Raw genomic sequence first — 23,159 nt, forward strand, 5'->3', positions numbered from 1 at the left:
GCGCAGCGGCGCTGACGGAACTGGTAATGCCCGTTGCGGGTCCCGGCAGGCCGGCGCGCTTGCCGGCCTGCCGCCCCCCGTTTTCTCCCTCATGATTCCCCCTCAGGCCGTCCCGCCCCGCCATACGTACGGCGGCGCTCTCCGCCACCCGCCCTGTGTCACCGGGTGGCAGGGGGCGCGGGCATCCGCCGTTGCGGAGTTGCCCTGCCCCGGGGAACGCGGCCGTCTCATCCGGCCGACGGTGGACCCTGTTCGGGATCGTAGGCGGCGCAGATCACATCCGGTAGCCGTGATCGATCGAGGGGCGCGAGGGAGCCACCGCCCGGATACCGGTGGGTATATCCGAAGTAAAACGCTGCAATGGGGAGAAAACGCTCCGAGGGTTTCTCGCAAGGAGAGAAAGCCCCCGGGGATTTCTCGTGAGGCGCGGACGGGGAGCCCGCAAATGGCCGTAGGGTTGGCGCGAAATCATCGCGTTTCGGCGGGCGGTCGAACACCCTGCCTACCCTGTGCGGGCACCACACGTGAGAACCAGAGGGAGATTCGTGCGCGCGATCGTGATGCGAGAATTCGGCGGCCCGGACGTGCTGCGGCCTGAGGACGTTCCCGAGCCAGAGCCCCGCGCCGCCCACGCACTGGTCGATGTGACCCTGGCCGGTATCAACTACGCGGATGTGCACGTACGGGGGGACTCCTATCTCGCGCCCGTGGAGCTGCCGTACATACCCGGCAACGAGGTCGTCGGGACCGTGGGCGGCGGACGCCGCGTCGTCGGGCTGACCCGCGGCGGCGGCTATGCCGAGCGGGCGCTGCTGCACCGCAAGGTCACCTGGGACGTGCCCGACGGCATCAGCGACGAACAGGCCGTAGCGCTGGCGCTCCAGGGCAACAGCGCCTGGCATCTGCTGTTCACGTCGCTGCGTGTCTCCGCGGGCGAGACCGTCGTCGTCCCGGCCGCGGCCGGTGGCCTCGGCTCGCTGGCCGTCCAGCTCGCCGCGCGCGCCGGGGCGAAGGTCATCGGCCTCGCCGGCTCCGCCGAAAAGCGCAAGCTGGCCGAGGAGTTGGGTGCCCACGCGGTGGTCGACTCGACTGCGGAGGACCTCACCGAGCGCATCGTGGAGGCGGCCGGCGGCCCCGTCCAGGCGGCGCTGGAGATGACCGGCGGCGTCACCTTCGAGCGGACCCTCGCAGCCGTCGCACCGCGCGGCCGGCTGGCGGTGTACGGTTTCGCCGGCGGCGAGATGGCGAGTGTGCCGACCCGGGACCTGATGGAGCGGTCCATCACCGTCTCGGGCTTCTGGCTGCCCCAGCTCTACGCGGACCGTACGGCGCTGCCGACCTCCATGCGGGCCCTGTTCGACGCGGTCGCCGACGGCTCGCTCAAGCCGCTGACCGGCGCCGTCTACGCCCTCGGTGAGGCGGCCCGCGCGCACCACGACCTGGCCGCCCGCACCCCGACCGGGAAACTCGCCCTCGACGTCGCCCGGTGACGCAAGGGGCCGTAAGGGTACCGCGGTTCCGGGGGGCACGCTCCGGGGCCGTCCACCGGCCGGCGCCGGGGAAGCCGCGGGCGACGGGTACGTCGGTCCGCACCGGAATTGCCGTGCGCCTTCGGGCGCGGATCACTGCCAGGGGAGAGAGCACACGATGGGCAACAGCACCACAGCGTCGGGATCCTCGGCTCCGGCCGCCGCTTCGGGCACCACCGGCACGGTGCGGAGGGCCACGGGCCGTTCCAAGACGGCGCGTCAGGCACCCAGGAGCGCGTCGGCCGCGGGCTCCCGGGCGTCGGGATCCGGCCATGCCGAACGGGTCTTCCTCGTCCAGACGGCGTTCGCCGAACTCGGCGGATCTGCCCACGGACCTGGTGAGATAGCTGAATTCACCGGCCTGGACGACTCCGTCGTCTACCGGATCCTGCAGTCCGGTATCTACCAGCGCATCTTCGAACGCGTGGACCGCGGCCTCTACCGCCTGCGGACCTCGGCGGCCCAGCTCGCCTTCACCGCGCTCGACCACCGCCTCGACGGCGCGACCTCGCAGACGGTGCTCCGCGAACTGCGGATGGCCACCGACGGCGGGCTGGCCTTCCTCTACATGGTGGCGCCGTTCTCCGGCGCACAACGGCAGTGCGTCGACATGGCCGTCGGCGACTCCGACCTGGCGGAGCTGGGGATGACGCCCCGCGATGTGCTGTCCGTGACGCGCTCCCTGCGGACCGGTGCTTCCGGGCGGACGATCCTCGCCTATCTGCCCGACGTGCTCCAGCAACGGGTGCTGGCCGAGCCCGTACCCGAGCAGGCCGGACCGGGCGTCTTCCGGGACAACGACGCCCTGCTCAGATCCCTTGAGGAGGTCCGCGACCTGGGCCATGCCCTGGGCTACGAGGAGTGCATGGCCGGATGGAACTCCTGCGCGGCGCCCATCATGTGGGACGGCGCCATCATGGGCGCGGTCCTGCTCCTCAAGCTCAAGTCCGAGATGCCGGTGGTACCGGACGGCGTCATCGAGGCGGCGAAGGAGGCGGCGGCCGAATTCAGCCGCTACGGAGCGGCCCGGCCGGCCGCGGACCAGCCCTGAGCCGCGGCGGCCGGACTCCCGCCTGGTCATCCATCGGCCCGCTGGGACGAAGCGGCGATCGCAGGCGACCTGGAGGTCTCCCGCGCGATCTGGCGACGGCCCAGGAGGAGGGCGACGAGGACGGGTGACGGGGTGACCGCCGCATGGCCGCTGTGGCCGCGTCGTCTGCTCGGCCAGGACCCGGCCGCTGCGGCCGAACTGCGGGCCCTGCTGGACGAACTGGCGCCGGAGAGCGGCCGGGGACGGGTGGGCGAGGTGCACAACACCATCAGCGGTGGAGCGCAGCACGGCCCGGTGATCCAGTCTGTGTGATCTCCGGTTGCACGTACACCGCACACCGGGCGGGCCACTTCCCGGCCGACCCCCTCCGCGCCGTACGCCGCGCGGCGGGGCAGAATGGCGGGGTGCGGCTCGAAGCGATCACCTGGGAACGGCTGGCCGACGCGCTCGCCGAGCACATTGCCGCGATGACGGCGAAGGACGGGAGCCCGTGGCTGCGGGTGGCCGTCGACGGGGCTCCCGCCGCCGCCCCCGACGCCCTGGCGGAGCGGCTCGCCGAGGCGCTGCGGATGCGGGGGCGGGCGGTGCACAAGGCCCGCGCGTACGGCTTTCTGCGCCCCGCCTCCCTGCGGCTGGAATACGGCCGCCGGGATCCGGACGCCTTCCACGACGAGTGGTTCGACCGGCGGGCCCTGTGGCGCGAGGTGTTCCAGCCGCTGGATCCGGGCGGCTCCGGGCGGGTGCTCCCGGATCTGTGGGATCCGGTGGCGGACCGGGCGACGCGCAGCCCATACGTGGAACTGCCCCCCGGCGGCGTGCTGTTGCTGCACGGTCCCCTGCTGCTCGGTCATGGGTTTCCCTTCGATCTCTCCGTTCACCTGAAGCTGTCGTCGGCCGCTCTCGCCCGCCGTACCCCGGAGGACGAGCGCTGGACGCTGCCCGCCTTCGCGCGCTACGAGGACGAGACGCGGCCGGAGGAGGCCGCGGATGTCGTCGTACGGGCCGATGATCCCCGCCGCCCGGCATGGAGCGGACCGGACTGAAAGCCCGCACCGGACGGGCCCTGCGGCCCGCGACCCCCGCTGCGAGCCGCGAAGAGGCGAGCTTGCGCTGCGTTCTCACAAGCGGCGGAGGCGATAACCAAGCCGACGACGCCACGCCCCAGGACATTGGGGTGTCAGGACGTGGAGCCCTAGCCGTGGGGCAGGCTGTGAAGCGTCAACCCCCACCGTGCCGCACTCCGGCACGGATGGGACTTTGCCCCTCGCAAGGGGCAGAGGTTGTCAAGAGGAGAACGACGGCCGTGGCAAGGACCCGCCGGTGCTGGTGCCGCGCCCGGCCACGGCCGGCGCGGGCCCAGGCCCGCCGGGCCGTCAGGTGTCCGCCTGGGCCAGGAGCTTGGTGACGGTGTTCCAGTTGCGGCCGGTGGCCGTCACCCCGAGCGGGGCGCGGCTCACCGCGTCGGCGAGCTTGGAACGGCCGATGCCGTTGGGGTACCACAGATACAGCTCACGGCCGATCAGCCGAAACCGGTATCCGGTGCGAACGCGGCGGGATCGAGCGCGTCCAGCCCGGCGGTGTCGGCCGGCACCGCCGACAGGAACGTGACATGCAGGCTCCTGGGCTCCGGTGCGGCCTGCGGAAAGGGATTCGCGGCGACGGCGGCGCTCAGCTCGTCGCGGGTACGGACGATCACCGGCACCGACAGCCCCGGCTCGGCGGAGATTCGCTCCTCGATGGCTCGGGCGGTCTCCTCCGGCGCCGTACCGGGGTCGGCGAAGACGATATTGCCGCTGTGCAGCAGGACGGAGACTTCCCTGAAGCCCAGGGACTCGGCCGGCGCGAGCTGCCGCGCCTTGGGGAAGGAGTGATGGCCTCCGACGTTGATGCCGCGGAGCAGAGCGATCTGACGGGACGTGGCACTGCCATTCGTAGGTGCCGTACGCCGACGGGGACGAGGAACCGGGAAGCGTTCAGAACAGGGGCGAAGGAAGGACACCTTCGAGCGCCAGCAGCTGTCGCTTGGTCTCCAGACCGCCGTTGAAGCCGCCGATTCCGCCGTCGCTCGCCACGACGCGATGGCAGGGGACGACGACCGGGAGCGGGTTGGAGCCCATCGCCGCGCCCACTGCGCGGGCGGACCCCGGCTCCCCGACCCGGTCGGCGAGGTCCTGGTAGCCGACGACACTGCCGTACGGGACGCCGTCGGCCAGGGCACGCAGGACCCGGGCGTTGAATCCGGAGGTCAGCGACCAGTCCAGGGGGACGGCGAAGACGCGCAGCCCGCCGGCGAAATAGGCGGTGAGTTCGGCGGCCGCCGTCTCCAGATGGGGTATCTCCGGGCGCGGTGCCGAGCCGAAGAACTGCTCCAGACGGCTCAGCGCGCGCCGGGTCGTCGGGCTGTCGGCATGGAAGACGACCTCGGCCAGGCCCTCCCGGGTCGTGGCGAGCAGCAGGGGCCCGACGGGGGTCTCCAGCCGCGTCCAGCCCCAGTCGCGCGAGCGCGCGTGTCCTGCGTCCGGCTCCGCGTCCGCCGGTGGCACCGGCGCCGCGTCCCGCTCTGGATCCCGCTCTGTATTCGTCACGTGATCAGCGTAGGACCCACCACTGACAATGCGACGCCGAGCGGGCCGGACGGACCCGCCCGTACCCGCTCGGCGTCGGCCGCGACCTCAGTCGTCGCGGCCCTCCAGCGCGTCGCGTACCACGTCCGGCTTGTTGGTGATGATGCCGTCGACGCCCAGGCCGGCGACCTTCACCGCCGTCGGACCGTCGTCGACGGTCCAGGTGTAGAGCTCCATCGGGCGCCGGTGCGGACCCTTCAGCCCGTGCACGGCCTCGACGTACTCATGGGTGACCGCCTTGTGGTGAGGATTGATCTGGTCGCAGTACTCCGCGTACTTGGGGAGGTCGGCGAGCGACGGTTTGCCCAGGAAGCCCGTCTTGATGTCCCGCCGCAGGCCGTGGACGTTCTTGAGGGCGTCGGCGTTGAAGCTCTGGATGATCAGACGGCGCTTGACATGGCTCTTGCCCAGCCAGCCCGCGCGGTGCAGCTCGGAGAGAGTCTGCAGCTCGATCCCCGGGTAGAGCTCCGGCGACTTCAGCTCCATCAGCAGTTTCTGGCCGTTGTGCTCGACCCGCTCCAGGTACGCCTCAAGGGTGGGCACATGCTCACCCTTGAACTCCGGTCCGAACCAGCTGCCCGCGTCCAGCTTCTTGATCTCGTCGAGGGTGAAGTCCGCGACGTTCCAGGGCGAGCGGTCCGGGAACACCTGCTCGACATCGGTCGTCCGGGCGAGCGAGTTGTCGTGGAGGATGACCAGCTCCCCGTCCTTGGTGCGCTGGACGTCGTTCTCGACCCAGGGGAACCCCAGCTCGTGGGCCGCGTCGACAGCGGCGAGGGTGTTCTCGGGCGCGTAGGCCGAGGCGCCGCGGTGGGCGACCGTCACCGTTCTGTGCCCGCTGGTCGCGGCCTGGCTCGCGGTTGCGGAGGGGGCGAGCGCGGACAGACCCAGGAGCGCACCGACGACGACGGTGGCGACGGGGCGAATACGCATACGGACTCCTCGTGACGTCGAGAACGTGAGCTGACGTGAAGCGACGGGAACCGGGTCGGACGGGCGTCGGACAGGCAGAGGCTCGCAGCCGGGCCCGAGCGGCAGGTGGGCCTGCGATGGACAGATGTTGAACGAGAAGTGGCCGGTGATACGTGTTTGAGCGCCGTCGTTGCAGGGTGCCCGGAATGGCCGTGCGACAGACGTACGCCCCGACGTCGTCCAACTTGCCGGAGCCACGGCATCCGCGCATCTCGGCCGACGGGGCGTCACCCATCGGCCTTCTGACCGGTTTTGGTGTTGCGGATGATGTGGGAAGGCGCTATTGGCGGCGGGCGAGCACACGGTGACGTCACGGCAGTCCTGGAACGGGAGCCTGCGGAAGGGGAGGCGTGGGAAACACGAGGCACCGGAACGGAGGCACCGGAACACGGGACGAAGAGAGGAGCCCGAAGGGGCTCCCGAGGGGCCCGAGTGAGCTCCCGGGGGGACGTCCACCGGCCGTCGGCCGGGGCACCCGGGCCGAGGGGTCCGCCCGCCCGGCGAGCCCGAGCGGGCGGAGCCGGCGCCGGAACCGGTCTCCGGGCCGCGGCCGTGTCCGGCGAGTGGCGGCCGACGGCCGCCGCGCGGTGCCCGCCGCCTCCGAGCTCTCAGCGAAGCCGCTGGTCGGAGCAGCTCTGCCGCCGGTTGTCAGTGGGGGGTCGTACGGTGGATGCCATGCGGCCCGTATCGAAGATCGAACGCACGGTGGCGCCTTTCGAGGTCGTCAGCCCCTACCAGCCCAGTGGCGACCAGCCGGCGGCCATCGCCGAGCTGGAGCAGCGCATCCGCGGTGGTGAGAAGGATGTCGTTCTGCTGGGTGCGACCGGCACCGGCAAGTCGGCGACCACCGCCTGGATGATCGAGAAGCTGCAGCGGCCGACACTCGTCATGGCGCCCAACAAAACCCTCGCGGCCCAGCTCGCCAATGAATTCCGTGAGCTGCTGCCCCATAACGCCGTCGAATACTTCGTCTCCTACTACGACTACTACCAGCCCGAGGCGTACGTCCCGCAGTCCGATACGTACATCGAGAAGGACTCCTCCATCAACGAGGAGGTCGAACGGCTGCGCCACTCCGCGACGAACTCGCTGCTCACCCGGCGCGACGTCGTCGTGGTCGCGTCCGTGTCCTGCATCTACGGCCTCGGTACTCCGCAGGAGTACGTCGACCGGATGGTGCCGCTGAGGGTCGGTGACGAGTTCGACCGTGACGAGCTGCTGCGCCGCTTCGTCGACATCCAGTACACCCGTAACGACGTGGCGTTCACCCGCGGTACGTTCCGCGTCCGCGGCGACACCGTCGAGATCTTCCCGGTCTATGAGGAGCTGGCCGTCCGCATCGAGATGTTCGGCGACGAGATCGAGGCGCTGTCCACGCTCCACCCGCTCACCGGCGAGGTGATCAGCGACGACCAGGAGCTGTATGTCTTCCCGGCCAGCCACTACATCGCCGGCCCGGAGCGGATGGAGCGCGCCATCGCCGGGATCGAGGCCGAGCTGGCGGATCGTCTCGCGACGCTGGAGAAGCAGGGCAAGCAGCTGGAGGCCCAGCGGCTGCGGATGCGCACCACCTACGACATCGAGATGATGCGGCAGATCGGCTCCTGCTCGGGCATCGAGAACTACTCGATGCACATGGACGGCCGCGAGCCCGGGTCCGCGCCCCACACCCTCATCGACTACTTCCCGGAGGACTTCCTCCTGGTCGTCGACGAGTCGCATGTCACCGTCCCGCAGATCGGCGCCATGTACGAGGGCGACGCCTCGCGCAAGCGCACCCTGGTCGACCACGGCTTCCGGCTGCCGTCCGCCCTGGACAACCGACCGCTGAAGTGGGAGGAGTTCCTGGAGCGCATCGGTCAGACCGTCTATCTCTCCGCGACCCCCGGCCCGTACGAGCTCTCCCGGAGCGACGGGTTCGTGGAGCAGATCATCCGCCCGACCGGCCTGGTCGACCCTGGGGTGGTCGTCAAGCCCACGGAGGGGCAGATCGACGATCTGGTGCACGAGATCCGGACGCGTACGGAGAAGGACGAGCGGGTCCTGGTCACCACCCTCACCAAGAAGATGGCCGAGGACCTCACCGACTACTTCCTGGAGCTCGGTATCCAGGTCCGCTATCTGCACAGCGATGTGGACACCCTGCGGCGTGTGGAGCTGCTGCGCGAGCTGCGGTCGGGCGAGTACGACGTCCTGGTGGGCATCAACCTGCTGCGGGAGGGCCTCGACCTCCCCGAGGTCTCCTTGGTGGCGATTCTGGACGCCGACAAGGAGGGCTTCCTCCGGTCCGGTTCCGCCCTGATCCAGACGATCGGGCGTGCCGCGCGCAATGTCTCCGGTCAGGTCCATATGTACGCCGACAAGGTCACCCCGGCGATGGAGAAGGCCATCGAGGAGACCAACCGCCGCCGGGAGAAGCAGCTCGCGTACAACAAGGAGAACGGCATCGACCCGCAGCCGCTCCGTAAGAAGATCGGCGACATCGTCGCGACGATCGCCCGCGAGGAGGTCGATACCGAGGAGCTGCTGGGCACGGGCTTCCGGAAGGCGCCGGAGGCCAAGGGAGACAAGGGGGCCAAGGGCAAGGCGCCGGTCCCGGCGCTCGGTGCGCAGGCGGCGAAGGGCAAGGGCGCCAAGGCCGGCGCGCCCCTGACGGACCGTCCCGCCGCCGAACTGGCCGAGCTGATCGAGGAGATGACGGAGCGGATGCGGGCCGCCGCGGCCGAGCTGCAGTTCGAGGTCGCCGCCCGGCTGCGTGACGAGGTGAGTGAGCTGAAGAAGGAGCTGCGGCAGATGAAGGAGGCCGGGGTGAGATAGCGGGCGGGGAGCGGGTGTCCGGCGAAGCGTCCAGCGGACGGTGCCCATCACCCCGGCGAGGGTTCCGCCGCACGTCGGGCGGCCGGAGTGTTGCAGAAACGCCACAAACAGCGGGGCTGATGCGTCGTCGGTCCACCGTGGTGCGTAGGGTCGAGAGGGTCGCCCAAACGGCGGGCGGGGACAGTTTCAGGGCAGTGCAGAGAGGGGACGGCGCGTGTCGGTCAATTTGTCCAAGGGACAGGGCATCAGCCTGCAGAAGTCCGACGGAGGGACGCTGACCGCGGTACGGATGGGGCTGGGGTGGCGCTCGGCGCCGCGCCGTGGCCTGTTCGGGCGGCGTACCCAGGAGATCGACCTCGACGCCTCGGCGGTGCTGTTCGCCGACAAGAAGCCCATCGACGTCGTCTTCTTCCAGCATCTGATCAGCGACGACGGCTCGGTCCGGCACACCGGCGACAACCTGGTCGGCGGCGCGGGTCAGGGCGGCGACGACGAGGCGATCCTGGTCGACCTGGCGCGGGTGCCGGTGCACATCGACCAGATCGTGTTCACCGTCAACTCGTTCACCGGTCAGAGCTTCGCCGAGGTACAGGACGCCTTCTGCCGTCTGGTCGACGAGACCAACGGCCAGGAGCTGGCCCGCTACACCCTGACGGGCGGCGGCAACTACACCGCGCAGATCATGTCCAAGGTGCACCGCGTGGGCGACGGCTGGTCGATGACCGCCATCGGCCAGCCCTCCAACGGCCGCACGTTCCAGGACGTCGTGCCGGCCATGGTGCCCTACCTGTAAGCCGGCACACCGTAGCGGCAGCGCGCACCGGGCCGCGCGGCCGCCGCATTCCGGGCGGCGTGCCCGTCGCCCGGCCGGTACGTACGACAACAAGGGGGAAGTTCGATGACGGCCGAGCTCGTCCGGGGGCAGAACCATCCACTGGACCGGACCCGAGTGGAGATCAGGGTCGCGGCGGGCGGGCCCGTCATGGCCGGGGTCACCCTCGGCGACGAGCAGGGCAGGCTGTCGGGCACCGAGGCCGTCGCCCATCCGGGGGCGCCTCGGCGTACCGGTGTCGAGGTTCCCCGCCAGGCCGCCGCCGAGCACCGCATCGCGGTGGACCTCGACGCGCTGTCCGAGGCCGTGCACCGGGTGAGCGTGCTGCTGGCGCTGCCCACCGGCATCGGCGGGCTGACCCGTTTCGGCGCGGCCGCCGCGCCCTCCGTCGCGGTCACCGGCCTCGACGGCACCGGCATCGCCGGTTACACCATCACCGGGCTGGGCGCCGAGACCGCCGTCGTCGCCGTGGAGCTGTACCGCAGGCGGGGCGCCTGGAAGGTGCGCGCCGTGGGCCAGGGATACGCCGACGGCCTCGTCGCGATGCTGCGCGATCAGGGTCTGCCGCAGGCGACGGAGCTGGCCGCGGAGATCGAGGAAGCGGTCAGCCTCGGGCACGCACGCGCGGTGCCCGCCCCTGTGGCGGCGGCCCGTTCCGAGCGGCCCGGTACGGGCGCGGCGACCGGGGCCGCCCCGGGCCGCCCCGCTCAGGCGGACACCCCGGGCACCACGGACGGATCCGCCAAGGACTCCCCGGAGTCCGCCGCCCCCTCGAACGGTGGCCCCATCGACTACCGGCACCCCAAACGCCGCACCACACCCAAGCCGACCCCCGCCAGGGCGGCCGCGAACGCCCCCGCCGGAGGATCCGCGGCCGACGGCTCCCCGGCGCCGGTGGCCGGTGACGCCTCCGGGTGGAGCATGGAGGAACGGCTCTACAACCAGGTCTGGGGCATGTTCGAGGACTTGGCCCGTTCGGTCGCGGCCTACCGCAGCGCCTCCGACTTCGCCGAGTCCCGGCTGGAACAGGAGCTCGACAAGGCCCTCGGCGACCCGCGCGACCGCCTCGGCACGGCCGCCGATGTCGCCCGTGCCACCGCCCGCGACAAGCACGCCTCTCTCGTCGCGCAGGCCCGCGCCGCCCTCGACCGCGATCTCGCACAGCTCACGGCCGAGGCGGATGTCGTGGAGCCCGCGCTGCCGCCCGCCCTCGCCCGCTGGGACAACCCCGTCTGGCAGGGCTACCACGTCCCGCTGGAGCGCCCGATGGCGCTGCGCCTGGGCGATCTGCATCTCCCGGAGGTGCTGGATCTGCGCATCCCCATGCTCGTACGGCTCCCCTTGGAGCGCGGGTTGTGGATCGACAGCGGGCCTGGCTCCTATGTGTCGGGCGCCGGTCCGGAGCCCAGTCGGGAGTACGGCCGCCGGGAGTTGGGCAGCGCGCTCACGGACGGCACGTCGAACGCGGCCGAGCTCGGCCGGCTCGCCATGGAGACGGCCGTCGCCATCGCCGCCCGGATGCTCGCCGTCCACCCGCCGGGCGACTTCGCGGTCCAGGTCATCGACCCGGGCGGGACCGCGGGCCCGGCGCTCGCCCCGCTGCTGGAGACCGGCGCCCTGCGCGAGGCCCCACCGTCCGGGGCCGCGGGCGTGGCCACGGTCCTGGAGGCGCTGACCCGGCGGGTGGATCTCGTCCAGATGGCCGTGCGCAACCGCGCCGCCGACTCACTGCCACCGGACATCGACACCGCGGATCAGCTGCTGATCGTGCATGACTTCCCGCACGGCTTCGACGACCGAGCCCTCACCCAGCTTCGCTATCTGGCCGATGAAGGCCCGTCGGTCGGCGTGCATCTGATGATGGTCGCCGACCGCGCCCAGAGCCAGGAGTACGGCCCGGTCCTGGACCCGCTGTGGCGCTCCCTGCTGCGGATCACGCCGGTGCCCGACGCGCATCTCGCCGACCCCTGGGTCGGGCATGCCTGGACGTATGAGCCGCCACTCGTCCCGAAGGGCAGCCAGGTGGTGCATCAGGTCCTGGGCCGGCTCGCCGAGGCCCGCCGCTGACGTCCCGGGGCGCCCGGATCTCGCCGAGCGCCCCGGGCAACGGCCACCGGGACCGAACTTTTCCCTCACCCACTCCGACCTGCAGTTTTACCTTTTTCTTTACTATCACTTGGCGTTCCTTTACTCTTCTCTGTGCGGAGGGGAGTATTCCTACTGCGGCGTACCCGTCATCACGGATTGCTGACTTCACGAGATCCCGGGGCGCCGGCCCGCCATACACGCGGGCGGAAGAGACCTCCGGCAGCGACGACGCTGTGAGTGCCGTACGACTCTGCCGGAGGAGCAGTGGACGTTTCCCTGACCCTGTGGGTGCTGACCATTCTCGGTCTGTGTGCCCTCATAGCCGCCGATTTCTTTATCGGAGGACGTAAACCACACGAGGTCTCTCTCAAAGAAGCCGGAATCTGGACCGGTGTCTGGATCGCGCTTGCCGCGCTCTTCGGACTCGGGTTGCTGCTGTTCGGCGGCGGCGCACCGGCCGGTGAATTCTTCGCGGGCTTCATCACCGAGAAGTCGTTGAGCGTCGACAACCTCTTCGTCTTCGTCCTCATCATGAGCAAGTTCGCGGTCCCGGCGGTCTACCAGCAGCGTGTGCTGATGGTCGGTGTACTGATCGCGCTGGTGCTGCGGGCCGGCTTCATCGGTGCGGGCGCCGCGATCATCGCCAACTTCTCCTGGGTGTTCTACATCTTCGGAGCTTTTCTTGTCTGGACCGCGTGGAAGCTCATCAAGGAAGCGCGGGCCGAGGCGGAGGACGAGGAATTCGAGGAGAACCGCTTCCTGAAAATGGTCGAGAAGCGTTTTCCGTCGACCGACAAATACCACGGCACCAAGCTGTTCGTCGTCGAGAACGGCAAGCGGCTGATGACCCCGATGCTGATCGTCATGCTGGCGATCGGCACCACCGATGTCCTTTTCGCGCTGGACTCCATTCCGGCGATCTTCGGTCTCACCCAGGACCCGTACATCGTCTTCACCGCCAACGCCTTCGCCCTGATGGGACTGCGTCAGCTCTACTTCCTGATCGGCGGCCTGCTGAAGAAGCTGGTCCACCTCTCCTACGGGCTGTCGGTCATCCTGGGCTTCATCGGGGTGAAGCTGGTGCTGCACGCCCTGCACGAGTCCGGAGTCAGCGTTCCGGAGATCAGTATTCCGGTCTCGTTGGGCGTCATCTGCTCGGTCCTCGTCGTCACGACGCTCACCAGCCTGCGCGCCTCCAGAAAGCAGGCCGCGGCGGAGGCCCCGGAGCTCACGGAGCTCACCAAGGACAAGGACAGTGTCGACGCCTGATGCCCTCGGTGCGGCACCTTGCCGCACCCTGGCGTACCCCTGACGGCGGCCCGTGCGCACAGGCGGCCCGTACGCACAGCGGCGGGCCGCCGTCCCGTACGCGCTACCAGCCGCGCTCGCGCCACTCCGCGAGATGCGGGCGCTCGGCGCCGAGCGTGGTGTCGTTGCCGTGGCCCGGATAGACCCAGGTCTCGTCGGCCAGTTGGTCGAAGAGCTTGCTCTGCACGCCGTCGATCAGGCTGGCGAAGCTCGCTGCGTCGCCCCAGGTGTTGCCGACACCTCCGGGGAAGAGGCAGTCCCCGGTGAACAGATGCGGGGCGCCGTGCGGGTCGTCGTAGATCAGCGCGATGCTGCCCGGCGTGTGGCCGACCAGGTGACGTGCCGTCAGTCCGACCCGGCCGACGGTGATGGTGTCGCCGTCGCCGACCAGGACGTCCGTGGGGACGGGGATGCCCTCGGCGTCGTACCGCCCCGCGTAGGTTCGCGCGCCCGTCGCGTCGACGACCTCGCGCAACGCGCCCCAGTGGTCACCGTGCCGGTGCGTGGTGACGACGGATGCGATGCCGCTGTCGCCGATCAGGGTGAGAAGGGTGTGCGGTTCGGCGGCCGCGTCGATCAGCAGCTGCTCGTCCGTCGCGCGGCACCGCAGCAGATAGGCGTTGTTGTTCATGGGACCGACCGCGACCTTCGAGATCATCAGGTCGGTCAGCTCGTGCACGTCGGCCGGTCCGCCGACCTTCACTACTCCGCTGTAGGCCATCATGGGATCACCTTAAAGCGGCGGGACGTCGGGCAGCGCGGAGCCGGAAGTGTCGAGTTCGCCGCCGTCGCCGCGGCCGGTCAGCCAGCCGACCAGGGCCGCCGCCGGACCCGACACCACAAGGGTGGCCCCGCTGCCCGCCCCGGTACGCCACTTCCGCCCGTCGTCCGTACGCAGCTCCAGGGCGGGCAGGTCCGGGTGCCCGGCGAACTTCACCGTGGACAGGAACGTCAGCTCGCTGTCGAGGAACGCGGCCGGCAGCTCGTCGACGGTGTAGCCGACGCCGAGATCGACGTGGTGCAGCTCGACCTCGGCCAGCCGCCGCAGCGGCAGCCGGTCGGCCCGCTCGATGACACCGTTGCGCATCTCCACCTCATACGCCCGGCGCTCCTCCGGCAGCGCCTCCACCACCGCGTCGAAGCGCTCGGCGCTCTGCCGCAGGTCTGCCAGATGCTCGGCCAGCGGGCGGTCGGCGTCCCGGGCGATATCGCCGTCGCGGGCCGCGGCGCTGGCGTACATCGGCGCCGGCACATCGGTACGCGCCCAGGTGAGCAGGTTGACCAGGGCGTCCGCGTTACGCGCGAGATGGGCCAGGACATGACCGCGGGTCCAGTCCGGGAGCAGCGACGGTTCACCGATCGCCGCATCGTCCAGCTTGGCCACCGAGATGAGGAGCCGGTCGGTGGCCTCGCGGACGGCGGCCACATCGTGCGGGAAGTCTGGCGGGGTGAAGGTCATGGTCCGACGCTAGCGCCGCGACGGCGAGTTCGGGAGTCGGTGGGCGGCTATCCGGGGCGTACGCGGGTGGTGCGCAAGGGGCGGATGGCGCGCACCGGGGCCTGAGGGGCTCGCGTGCGCAGCCCGCGGCCCCCGGGCTGCCGCGTCCCCGGGCCGCTCAGCTCGCCGCGGTGGAGGGCCCTGGACGGTGGGGTCCCCCCCCGTAATGGGGGCCCCGGTCGAGCGGAGCCGGGAGTGGGGAGAAGCCGAGAGCGGGGGAGGAACCGAGACTGGGGAGAAGCCGAGAGTGGGGGATCGTCGGAGTCCTAGGGGGAGGGCGTCCCGAACCACCGGCGCAGCGAGGCGTCCAGCTCGTCCAGCGCGGTCGTCGCGTCGGCGGGGGAAGCCGCTACGGGGCCGGCGGGCGCGCCGTCCCGTATGTCCGCCGCCCAGGCCGTGTACCCGTCGGGGCGTACCAAGAGGCCGCCCAGGCCGGGCCGCTCCGGGCAGGCGGCGGTGACCAGCCGCACCCGATCGCCGTAGCCCTCGGCGCGCTTGCGCAGATCGGGATCGTCGGCAAGATCGAGCAACAGCCCCTGCTCTCCCTGCAGTTGGTCCCCGAGTCTGCTGCCGTCGGACAGGACGAGGTCGGGGGCGCTGTGCCCGGTGAGCGGATGGTCGCCGGGCAGGTCGTAGCGCTGCCAGACGCCGGAGATCTTCTTGGCGAAGAAGGTGGTGGCGGTGACCGTCTCCGTCAGTTCGGCGAGCACACCGCGGAGCGCGCGGGTATGCGACTCCGGCCGCATCAGCGCCACCTGGGCCCGGGTCCACTCCAGCACCCACGCGCCGATGGGGTGCCGCTCGGCCGTGTAGGTGTCCAGCAGCCCCTCGGGTGCCCAGCCGTGCACCGTCGCGGCCAGTTTCCAGCCCAGGTTCGTCGCGTCGCCGATGCCGAGGTTCAGCCCCTGGCCGCCGAAGGGCGAGTGCACATGCGCCGCGTCACCGGCCAGCAGTACCCGCCCCGCCCGGTAGCCGGGCACTTGGCGGGCGTTGTCCGTGAAGCGGGTCGCGGAGTGCACCTTGGTGATCGTGACGTCCGGCACGCCTGAGACCTTCCGCAGCGAGGTCTGCAACTCCTCGGCGGTGACGGGTGCTTGGCGGTCGGCGGGCGGTCCGTCGAACTCCACGGTCAGGATCCGGCCGGGCATCGGGCCGTGGACGTACGTCCCGGTGGCCGTCCAGTTCCAGCCGGCACCCAGGGCGTCGGCGCCGGTCATCTCCACGACGGCCTGGTGGCCGGTGATCTCGGGATCCGTCCCGGGGAACGGGAACCCGGCGAGCCGGCGAACCGTGCTGCGCCCGCCGTCGCAGCCCACCAGCCAGCCGGCGCGCAGCGAGCCGTCCGAGGTGTGCGCGGTCACGCCGTCCTCGTCGGCGTCGAAGCCGGTCAGGTGCGCACCGCGGCGCAGGGCGACGCCCAGTGCGGCGGCGCGGGCGGCGAGCAGCCTTTCGAGGGCTGCCTGCGGCACCAGGCCGACGTCGCCGGCCGGTCCGGCCTCGGCGAAGTCCGGGTCGGACTCGTCCAGCAGGTCGCCGCGCAGCATGATGCCCGCGAAGTGCCCGGCGAACTTGGGCGGCTGCCGCACCCCCGAGGCGCCCGCCGCGCGCCGCTGCCGCAGGAACGAGCTGAACTTCTCGATGGCGCCCCGCTGCGCCTCCGCCAGGTATGGCAGAGGAGACGCGGGACGGCAAGGGGCGGGCCGAGGGCCGGAAGGGCGGCGCCGGTCGTGTGTGGGCGGAGACCGGTTACGCGGTGGACGACAGCCGGCTGACGCTGCGCGAGCGGAAGAAGCTGCAGACCCGCCAGCGGATCTCCGGTGAGGCGACGCTGCTCTTCATCGAGCGCGGCTTCGACAACGTCACCGTCGCCGAGGTGGCGCGCGCTGCCGAGGTCTCCACGATGACGGTCTTCAACTACTTCCCGCGCAAGGAAGACCTCTTCCTCGACCGGATTCCCGAGGGTCAGGAGCTGATCACGCACGCGATCCGGGAGCGCGGGGCGGACGAGTCGCCGCTCGCCGCGCTACGCCGGCTCGCGCTGGACCTGCTGGCGCAGCGGCATCCGCTGGCGGGGGTGAGGGAGGACTTCACCTACTTCTGGCGGACGGTGCTGGAGTCGCCGGCGCTGCGCGCGAGGGGGCGCGAGGCGGTGGAGGAGATCGAGGGCGTGCTGGCCGGGCTGCTCGCGAAGGCGGCCGGGGACGATGCCGGGGCGCGCCGCGGTGACGCCGGTGATCCCGGGCTGGCCGCGGCGCTGATCGTCGCGGCGTACCGGGTCGCCTACGCGGGCGCCGCGGCCCGGCTGCTCGCGGGTGACCCGGTGGACGAGGTGGCCGTCGAGCAGGCGGCGGTGCTGGAGCGGACCTTCGACGCGCTGGAGCGGGCGCTGTCGGGCGGGGGATGACGGGGCGAGCGTTGGCGTACGGGAAGTGCGCCGGGTGGTGCGCGACGGCGCGCACTAGCCTGGTGAGGGGGGACGTGAGCAACCGCAGGTGACCTCCTCGGCAGCCTCGGCGGGTGAGCCCGGACGAGGCGGGAAGCACTGACAGAAGCGGGTGAGAAGTCAGCCGGCGCGTCGCGTCCGGTGTGGCGCGGGAGGGGCAGTGCGTCCGGACACGTCGGGAGGCGTCGGGTTGTCACGAGGCTCTGGAGGTAGCGGTGCAGAAATTCGAGGACAAGGCGGAAGTCGAGATGCGGCTGGCTTCCGAGAAGATGGCCGCGGAGCTGGCGCGCAAGCGCCGCGAGAAGGAGGCGAAGGCCGAGGACGGCGCTGACCAGGCCCCCGCTGCGGCTGACACGTCACACGGGGACGCGGCGGCGGACACCGGCGACGAGGAGCGCTAGCCTCGGCCACGTCGCCGCCGTCTTCGGTGGCGGCGTGGGTGAGTGGGCTGGGGCGGGAAGGTTGCGGGCCGACGACACGTTTGGGTGAACAGGGCTTGCCAGGCCCGTAAATCGAATACGCGTGCTATAGGCTCGTCTATGGCATCACTCAGACAGTGCCGCGGCGGTCCCCATACCCTGGGGCGGGGGCTCCGCTCGTCGCTCCGCCGCCTCTGCTCACTCACCGAGCGGCGGACGCAGAGCCGCGGCTCCCGCCCCTCTTCCCAGAAAGGTGCCGACCGGCGTGGCCGACCGTCTCATCGTCCGTGGCGCTCGCGAGCACAACCTCCGCAACGTCTCGCTCGACCTCCCCCGCGACTCCCTCATCGTCTTCACGGGGCTCTCCGGGTCGGGCAAGTCCTCGCTCGCCTTCGACACGATCTTCGCCGAGGGGCAGCGGCGCTATGTCGAGTCGCTCTCCTCCTACGCCCGGCAGTTCCTCGGGCAGATGGACAAGCCCGATGTCGATTTCATCGAGGGCCTGTCCCCGGCGGTATCGATCGACCAGAAGTCCACCTCGCGCAACCCGCGCTCGACGGTCGGCACGATCACCGAGGTCTACGACTACCTCCGGCTGCTCTTCGCCCGCATCGGCAAGCCGCACTGCCCCGAGTGCGGGCGGCCGATCGCCCGGCAGTCGCCGCAGGCGATCGTCGACAAGGTGCTGGAGCTCCCCGAGGGCAGCCGCTTCCAGGTGCTGTCCCCGCTGGTGCGCGAGCGCAAGGGCGAATTCGTCGACCTCTTCTCCGACCTCCAGGCCAAGGGCTACAGCCGGGCCCGGGTCGACGGCGAGACCGTTCAGCTCGCCGAGCCGCCCAAGCTGAAGAAGCAGGAGAAGCACACCATCGAGGTGGTCGTCGACCGCCTCACGGTCAAGGAGTCCGCCAAACGCCGGCTCACCGACTCCGTCGAGACCGCGCTCGGGCTCTCCGGCGGCATGGTCATTCTCGACTTCGTCGACCTGGACGCGGACGACCCGCAGCGCGAGCGGATGTATTCGGAGCATCTGTACTGCGCCTACGACGACCTGTCCTTCGAGGAGCTGGAGCCCCGCTCCTTCTCCTTCAACTCGCCCTTTGGCGCCTGCCCGGAGTGCACCGGCATCGGTACCCGCATGGAGGTCGACCCCGAGCTGATCGTTCCCGACGAGGAGCGCAGCCTCGACGAGGGCGCCATCCACCCCTGGTCGCACGGCCACACCAAGGACTACTTCGGCCGCCTGGTCGGCGCCCTGGCGGACGCCCTCGGCTTCCGTACGGACATCCCGTGGGCCGGGCTGCCGCAGCGCGCCAAGAAGGCACTGCTGCACGGCCACAAGACCCAGATCGAGGTCCGCTATCGCAACCGCTACGGCCGCCAGCGGGCGTACACCACTCCCTTCGAGGGCGCCGTGCCGTTCGTCAAGCGGCGGCACAGCGAGGCGGAGAGCGACAGCAGCCGGGAGCGCTTCGAGGGCTATATGCGCGAGGTGCCCTGCCCGACCTGTGACGGCACCCGGCTCAAGCCGATCGTGCTCGCCGTCACGGTCCAGGGGAAGTCCATCGCCGAGGTCGCGGCCATGTCGATCAGCGACTGCGCCGACTTCCTGCGCGAAATGACGCTCAACGCCCGCGAGAGGAAGATCGCCGAGCGGGTCCTCAAGGAGGTCAACGAACGGCTGAGGTTCCTGGTCGACGTCGGCCTGGACTACCTCTCGCTGAACCGCGCCGCAGGCACTCTCTCCGGCGGCGAGGCCCAGCGCATCCGACTCGCCACCCAGATCGGCTCCGGCCTGGTGGGCGTGCTCTACGTTTTGGACGAGCCGTCCATCGGCCTGCACCAGCGCGACAACCACCGGCTGATCGAGACCCTGGTCCGGCTGCGCGACCTCGGCAACACCCTGATCGTGGTCGAGCACGACGAGGACACGATCAAGACCTCCGACTGGGTCGTGGACATCGGCCCCGGCGCCGGCGAGCACGGCGGCAAGGTCGTCCACAGCGGCCCGCTGGCCGAGCTGCTGGCCAACAAGGATTCCGTCACCGGCCAGTATCTGTCCGGCAAGCGAGCCATCCCGATGCCCGCCATGCGCCGCCCCGCCGCCCCGGGCCGGCAGCTGACGGTGCGCGGCGCGAAGGAGAACAACCTCCAGGACATCGACGCCTCCTTCCCCCTCGGAGTGCTGACCGCCGTCACCGGCGTCTCCGGATCCGGCAAGTCGACGCTGGTCAACGACATCCTCTACACCCACTTGGCGCGCGAGCTGCAGGGCGCCAAGACGGTGCCCGGCCGGCACACCCGGGTGGACGGCGACGATCTGGTGGACAAGGTCGTCCATGTCGACCAGTCGCCGATCGGCCGGACCCCGCGCTCCAACCCGGCGACGTACACAGGAGTCTTCGACCACGTCCGCAAGCTGTTCGCGGAGACGATGGAGGCCAAGGTCCGCGGCTATCTGCCGGGCCGCTTCTCCTTCAACGTCAAGGGCGGCCGCTGCGAGAACTGCTCCGGCGACGGCACCATCAAGATCGAGATGAACTTCCTGCCGGATGTGTACGTGCCGTGCGAGGTCTGCCATGGCGCGCGCTACAACCGGGAGACGCTGGAGGTGCACTACAAGGGCAAGTCCATCGCCGAGGTGCTGGACATGCCCATCGAGGAGGCGCTGCACTTCTTCGAGGCGGTGCCGACCATCTCCCGGCATCTGAAGACGCTCGACGAGGTCGGCCTGGGGTACGTCCGCCTCGGCCAGCCCGCACCGACGCTCTCCGGCGGCGAGGCGCAGCGCGTGAAGCTGGCGAGCGAGCTCCAGAAGCGGTCGACGGGCCGTACGGTCTATGTCCTGGACGAGCCGACCACCGGTCTGCACTTCGAGGACATCAGCAAGCTGATCGCGGTGCTGTCCGGGCTGGTCGACAAGGGCAACTCGGTGATCGTCATCGAGCACAACCTCGAAGTGATCAAGACGGCCGACTGGGTCGTCGACCTGGGTCCGGAGGGCGGCAGCGGCGGCGGACTGATCGTCGCCGAGGGGACGCCCGAGGAGGTCGCGGCGGTCCCGGCCAGCCACACCGGCAAGTTCCTGCGGGAGATCCTCGGCGACCGGGTCAGCGATGCCGCGCCGTCGGGGAATCCGGGGCCCGGGAATCCAGGGCCGGGGAACCCGGTGAAGAAGATCGCGACGGCGAAGCGGCCGGCCAAGAAGACGGCGGCCAAGAACGCGTCGGCGAAGACGGTCGCGGCGAAGTCGAATGCGGTGAAGACGGCCACGGCCCGGACGGCAGCCAAGAAGACGGCAGCCAAGGAGACCGCGACCAAGGCTCTGACGAAGAAGGCCGCCGCGAAGAAGACGGCGACGCGGGCCCGTCGGGCGACCTGACGCGTCCGAGGGGCGGCCGGGGTGCGGTGCGGCCGGGGCGAACTGACTTCCCATCAGCTCGCCCCGGACGTATACCCCGGTTCGCCGCTCACTCCAACAGTTCCGACGTGAACGGGGGCTCGGCGCCCGCGCGCGAGCAGGTCACGGCGGCCGCACGGGCGGCAAAGCCGAGGATGTCGCGCCAGTCGTCGGCGCCGAGCGAGGCGACCGCGGCGCGGGAGAGGGCGTCGTGGGCGTCCAGCCGGTGCAGCAGCGCGGCATTGACCGTGTCACCCGCGCCGATGGTGTCGACGACGGCCACTCGCTCGCCCGGCACGGCCAGCGTGCCGCCGCCCGGTGTCAGCACCGTCAGGCCGTCGCCACCATGGGTGAGGACGATCGCCGCGGGCCCCGCGCCCAGCCACTCCCGCGCCGCCGCGGCGACCGCATCCGGCCCTTCCGCCTCCGCCAGCCACAGCGCGTCCTCCTCCGACAGCTTCAGGAGGGCGACATGCGGCAGCCAGGCGCGGAAACGGGCGCGGTAGGCGTCCGGGTTCGGGATCAGCCCCGGGCGGATATTGGGGTCGAGCGCCGTGAACACGCCGCGCCGGGCCTCGCGGCGCAGCAGCGCCTCGTACGCGGTCGCGCCCGGCTCCAGCACGAGCGAGCAGGTGCCCAGCGACAGTGCGCGGACCGCGTCGGGCAGCGCTGCCGGCAGGCTGAACAGACGGTCGGCGGTGCCCTCGACATAGAAGCCGTAGCCCGCGGAGCCGTCCGCGCTGACGTCCGCCACGGCGAGGGTGGTCGGCTCGCTGCCGCGCTGCACCAGCGAGATGTCCACGCCGCCGGCCCGCAGCCCGTCCAGCAGCGTCTCACCGAAGGTGTCGGTCGACACCCGCGAGCAGAACGCGGTGGGCGAGCCGAGCCGCCCCAGAGCGACCGCGGTGTTGTAGGGCCCGCCGCCGCGCCTCGGCAGCAGTGCGGGCAACTGCCCGTTCCCGGACGGGGATTGAGGGCTGGGGACGAGGTCGATCAGCGCCTCGCCGGCGACGACGATCACGGGGTGCGGTTCCTTTCCTGGGCAGCCGGGGGAGTGGTCGGAGGGCCGGCCGCGCGTGGGGCCGACGGGCCGGTATCGGGGCAGCCGCACGACGTACGGTGCACGAAGGCGCAGGGCAGACGGAGGGCGCGCGGCGGGCGGTCCGGCTGCTCCAGCCGCTCCAGGAGCAGCCGGACCGCCGCCGTCCCGATGTCCTTGCTGGGCTGCGCGATCACGGTCAGCCGGGGCTCGAACAGATCCGCCCAGGAGAAGTCGTCGAAGCAGGCCAGCGCGATATCGCGGGGCACCTGGAGGCGCATGTCGCGCAGTGCACGGAGGGCCCCGATCGTCATCGCGTTGTTGGCGGTGATGATCGCGGTGGGCGGTTCCGGCGCGGCGAGCAGACGGCGGGTGGCGTCCTGCGCGCCCACCGCCTCGGAATTGCCGCCGGCGAGCAGTTCCGGCGCGGACGGCAGACCCCGGGCGCGCAGCCCTTCGCGGTAGCCCTGGACGCGCTCGGCGGTGGTGCTCAGCCCGGGGAGCCCGGCTACCAGGCCGATCCGGGAGTGTCCCAAGTCGGCCAGATGCTCGACCAGTTGACGTACCGGGCCGGAGTTCTCCGCGCACACCTGGTCGTGGCCGTCACCGACCCGCCGGTCCAGGAAGACCGTGGGGACCCCGCGCCGCGTCAGATACCCGGCCATCTCGGCGGGCTCGGCCGACGGCGCGACGATCATGCCGTCCACCCGCCGCTCGTGCAGCAGCTGGACGACCTTGCGCTCATGTTCCGGGTCGTCGTGCGGGTCGGCGATCAGCAGACTGTAGCCGGCCGCCAGCGCACCGGCCTCGACGCCCTGGAGGATCTCGGTGAAGTACGGGTTGCCGATCGCGGAGACCGCGAGACCGATCGAGCGGGTGCGGGCGGTGACCAGCGAGCGGGCGAGGGTGTTGTGGGTGTAGCCGAGCTCGTCGATGGCGCCGAGCACCGCGGCGCGGGTGGCGGGGCGTACCGGCCGGGTCTCGTTGAGCACGTGCGAGACCGTGGCGACGGAGACGCCCGCGCGCCGTGCCACATCCACCATGGTCGTCATCCGGCTGTGCTTTCCTTCCTGGCCCCGGGCCGCGGCCACCGTTCCGGTAGCTCTCCATGCCACGCCCTTGAGCGCACCGCCCCCACCTCA

Annotated in this window: 17 protein-coding genes and 2 pseudogenes; 11 read left to right on the forward strand and 8 right to left on the reverse strand. The window is 71.0% G+C overall.

Features of this window, described 5'->3' with window-relative positions; all coding sequences use genetic code 11:
- The first annotated feature begins 545 nt into the window (after positions 1-545).
- From K9S39_RS33050 to K9S39_RS33065, 4 genes are all read left to right on the forward strand, one after another.
- A complete protein-coding gene (locus K9S39_RS33050; RefSeq protein ID WP_248866990.1) occupies positions 546-1,490 on the forward strand; it encodes a quinone oxidoreductase family protein in 945 nt (314 codons plus the stop codon).
- Positions 1,491-1,647: 157 nt separating this feature from the next.
- Complete coding sequence (locus K9S39_RS33055) at positions 1,648-2,580, forward strand: IclR family transcriptional regulator domain-containing protein (RefSeq protein ID WP_248866991.1); 933 nt, start codon at positions 1,648-1,650, stop codon at positions 2,578-2,580.
- A gap of 132 nt (positions 2,581-2,712) precedes the next feature.
- The gene (locus K9S39_RS33060; protein WP_248869248.1) at positions 2,713-2,892 is read left to right on the forward strand and encodes a hypothetical protein; all 180 of its coding nucleotides are present in this window, start codon (positions 2,713-2,715) and stop codon (positions 2,890-2,892) included.
- A 92-nt stretch (positions 2,893-2,984) separates the two neighbouring features.
- Positions 2,985-3,623 (forward strand): nucleoside/nucleotide kinase family protein, encoded by a 639-nt coding sequence (locus K9S39_RS33065; protein WP_248869071.1) that lies wholly within the window; start codon positions 2,985-2,987, stop codon positions 3,621-3,623.
- 330 nt (positions 3,624-3,953) lie between these two features.
- On the opposite strand, the pseudogene K9S39_RS33070 reads toward K9S39_RS33065, so the two are convergent.
- From K9S39_RS33070 to K9S39_RS33080, 3 genes and pseudogenes are all read right to left on the reverse strand, one after another.
- Positions 3,954-4,486, reverse strand: a pseudogene (locus K9S39_RS33070) (DUF1697 domain-containing protein).
- A gap of 67 nt (positions 4,487-4,553) precedes the next feature.
- Complete coding sequence (locus tag K9S39_RS33075) at positions 4,554-5,165, reverse strand: methylated-DNA--[protein]-cysteine S-methyltransferase (RefSeq protein WP_248866992.1); 612 nt, start codon at positions 5,163-5,165, stop codon at positions 4,554-4,556.
- A gap of 87 nt (positions 5,166-5,252) precedes the next feature.
- Positions 5,253-6,137, reverse strand: a complete 885-nt coding sequence (locus tag K9S39_RS33080) for a glycerophosphodiester phosphodiesterase (protein WP_248866993.1) — start codon at positions 6,135-6,137, stop codon at positions 5,253-5,255.
- 714 nt (positions 6,138-6,851) lie between these two features.
- Between K9S39_RS33080 and uvrB the strand changes: the two genes are divergently transcribed.
- The 4 genes from uvrB (at position 6,852) to K9S39_RS33100 (ending at position 13,182) form a co-directional block, all read left to right on the forward strand.
- Positions 6,852-8,993, forward strand: coding sequence for an excinuclease ABC subunit UvrB (gene uvrB / locus K9S39_RS33085; RefSeq protein ID WP_248866994.1), 2,142 nt, complete (start codon positions 6,852-6,854; stop codon positions 8,991-8,993).
- 214 nt (positions 8,994-9,207) lie between these two features.
- A complete protein-coding gene (locus K9S39_RS33090; RefSeq protein WP_248866995.1) occupies positions 9,208-9,786 on the forward strand; it encodes a TerD family protein in 579 nt (192 codons plus the stop codon).
- A 105-nt stretch (positions 9,787-9,891) separates the two neighbouring features.
- Entirely contained in the window at positions 9,892-11,892 is a 2,001-nt protein-coding gene (locus K9S39_RS33095; RefSeq protein WP_248866996.1) for a TerD family protein, read from the forward strand.
- A 285-nt stretch (positions 11,893-12,177) separates the two neighbouring features.
- A complete protein-coding gene (locus K9S39_RS33100) occupies positions 12,178-13,182 on the forward strand; it encodes a TerC family protein (protein ID WP_248866997.1) in 1,005 nt (334 codons plus the stop codon).
- A 103-nt stretch (positions 13,183-13,285) separates the two neighbouring features.
- On the opposite strand, the gene K9S39_RS33105 is transcribed toward K9S39_RS33100, so the two are convergent.
- The 3 genes and pseudogenes from K9S39_RS33105 to K9S39_RS33115 form a co-directional block, all read right to left on the reverse strand.
- Positions 13,286-13,942, reverse strand: a complete 657-nt coding sequence (locus K9S39_RS33105; RefSeq protein ID WP_248869072.1) for an MBL fold metallo-hydrolase — start codon at positions 13,940-13,942, stop codon at positions 13,286-13,288.
- Between the two features lie 12 nt (positions 13,943-13,954).
- A complete protein-coding gene (locus tag K9S39_RS33110) occupies positions 13,955-14,680 on the reverse strand; it encodes a maleylpyruvate isomerase family mycothiol-dependent enzyme (RefSeq protein ID WP_248866998.1) in 726 nt (241 codons plus the stop codon).
- Between the two features lie 305 nt (positions 14,681-14,985).
- A pseudogene (locus K9S39_RS33115) lies at positions 14,986-16,392 on the reverse strand (FAD-dependent monooxygenase); the annotation flags it as partial.
- On the opposite strand from K9S39_RS33115, the gene K9S39_RS33120 reads away from it, so the two are divergent.
- The 3 genes from K9S39_RS33120 (at position 16,386) to uvrA (ending at position 20,960) form a co-directional block, all read left to right on the forward strand.
- Positions 16,386-17,123 (forward strand): TetR/AcrR family transcriptional regulator, encoded by a 738-nt coding sequence (locus K9S39_RS33120; RefSeq protein ID WP_248866999.1) that lies wholly within the window; start codon positions 16,386-16,388, stop codon positions 17,121-17,123. The pseudogene K9S39_RS33115 and the gene K9S39_RS33120 sit on opposite strands and share 7 nt — an antisense overlap.
- Positions 17,124-17,377: 254 nt before the next feature.
- Positions 17,378-17,563: a hypothetical protein gene (locus K9S39_RS33125; protein ID WP_248867000.1), complete on the forward strand. Its 186-nt coding sequence runs from the start codon at positions 17,378-17,380 to the stop codon at positions 17,561-17,563.
- 283 nt (positions 17,564-17,846) lie between these two features.
- On the forward strand, positions 17,847-20,960 hold the full coding sequence (gene uvrA, locus K9S39_RS33130; protein WP_248867001.1) for an excinuclease ABC subunit UvrA: 3,114 nt from the start codon (positions 17,847-17,849) through the stop codon (positions 20,958-20,960).
- An 88-nt stretch (positions 20,961-21,048) separates the two neighbouring features.
- Here uvrA and K9S39_RS33135 read toward each other — a convergent pair whose 3' ends face one another.
- Both K9S39_RS33135 and K9S39_RS33140 read right to left on the reverse strand, forming a co-directional pair.
- Entirely contained in the window at positions 21,049-21,999 is a 951-nt protein-coding gene (locus tag K9S39_RS33135) for a carbohydrate kinase family protein (protein WP_248867002.1), read from the reverse strand.
- Positions 21,996-23,069, reverse strand: coding sequence for a LacI family DNA-binding transcriptional regulator (locus K9S39_RS33140; protein ID WP_248867003.1), 1,074 nt, complete (start codon positions 23,067-23,069; stop codon positions 21,996-21,998). The genes K9S39_RS33135 and K9S39_RS33140 overlap by 4 nt, the downstream gene beginning before the upstream one ends.
- Positions 23,070-23,159 lie beyond the last annotated feature (90 nt).

This window comes from Streptomyces halobius (assembly GCF_023277745.1).
Classification (GTDB): Bacteria; Actinomycetota; Actinomycetes; order Streptomycetales; family Streptomycetaceae; genus Streptomyces; species Streptomyces halobius.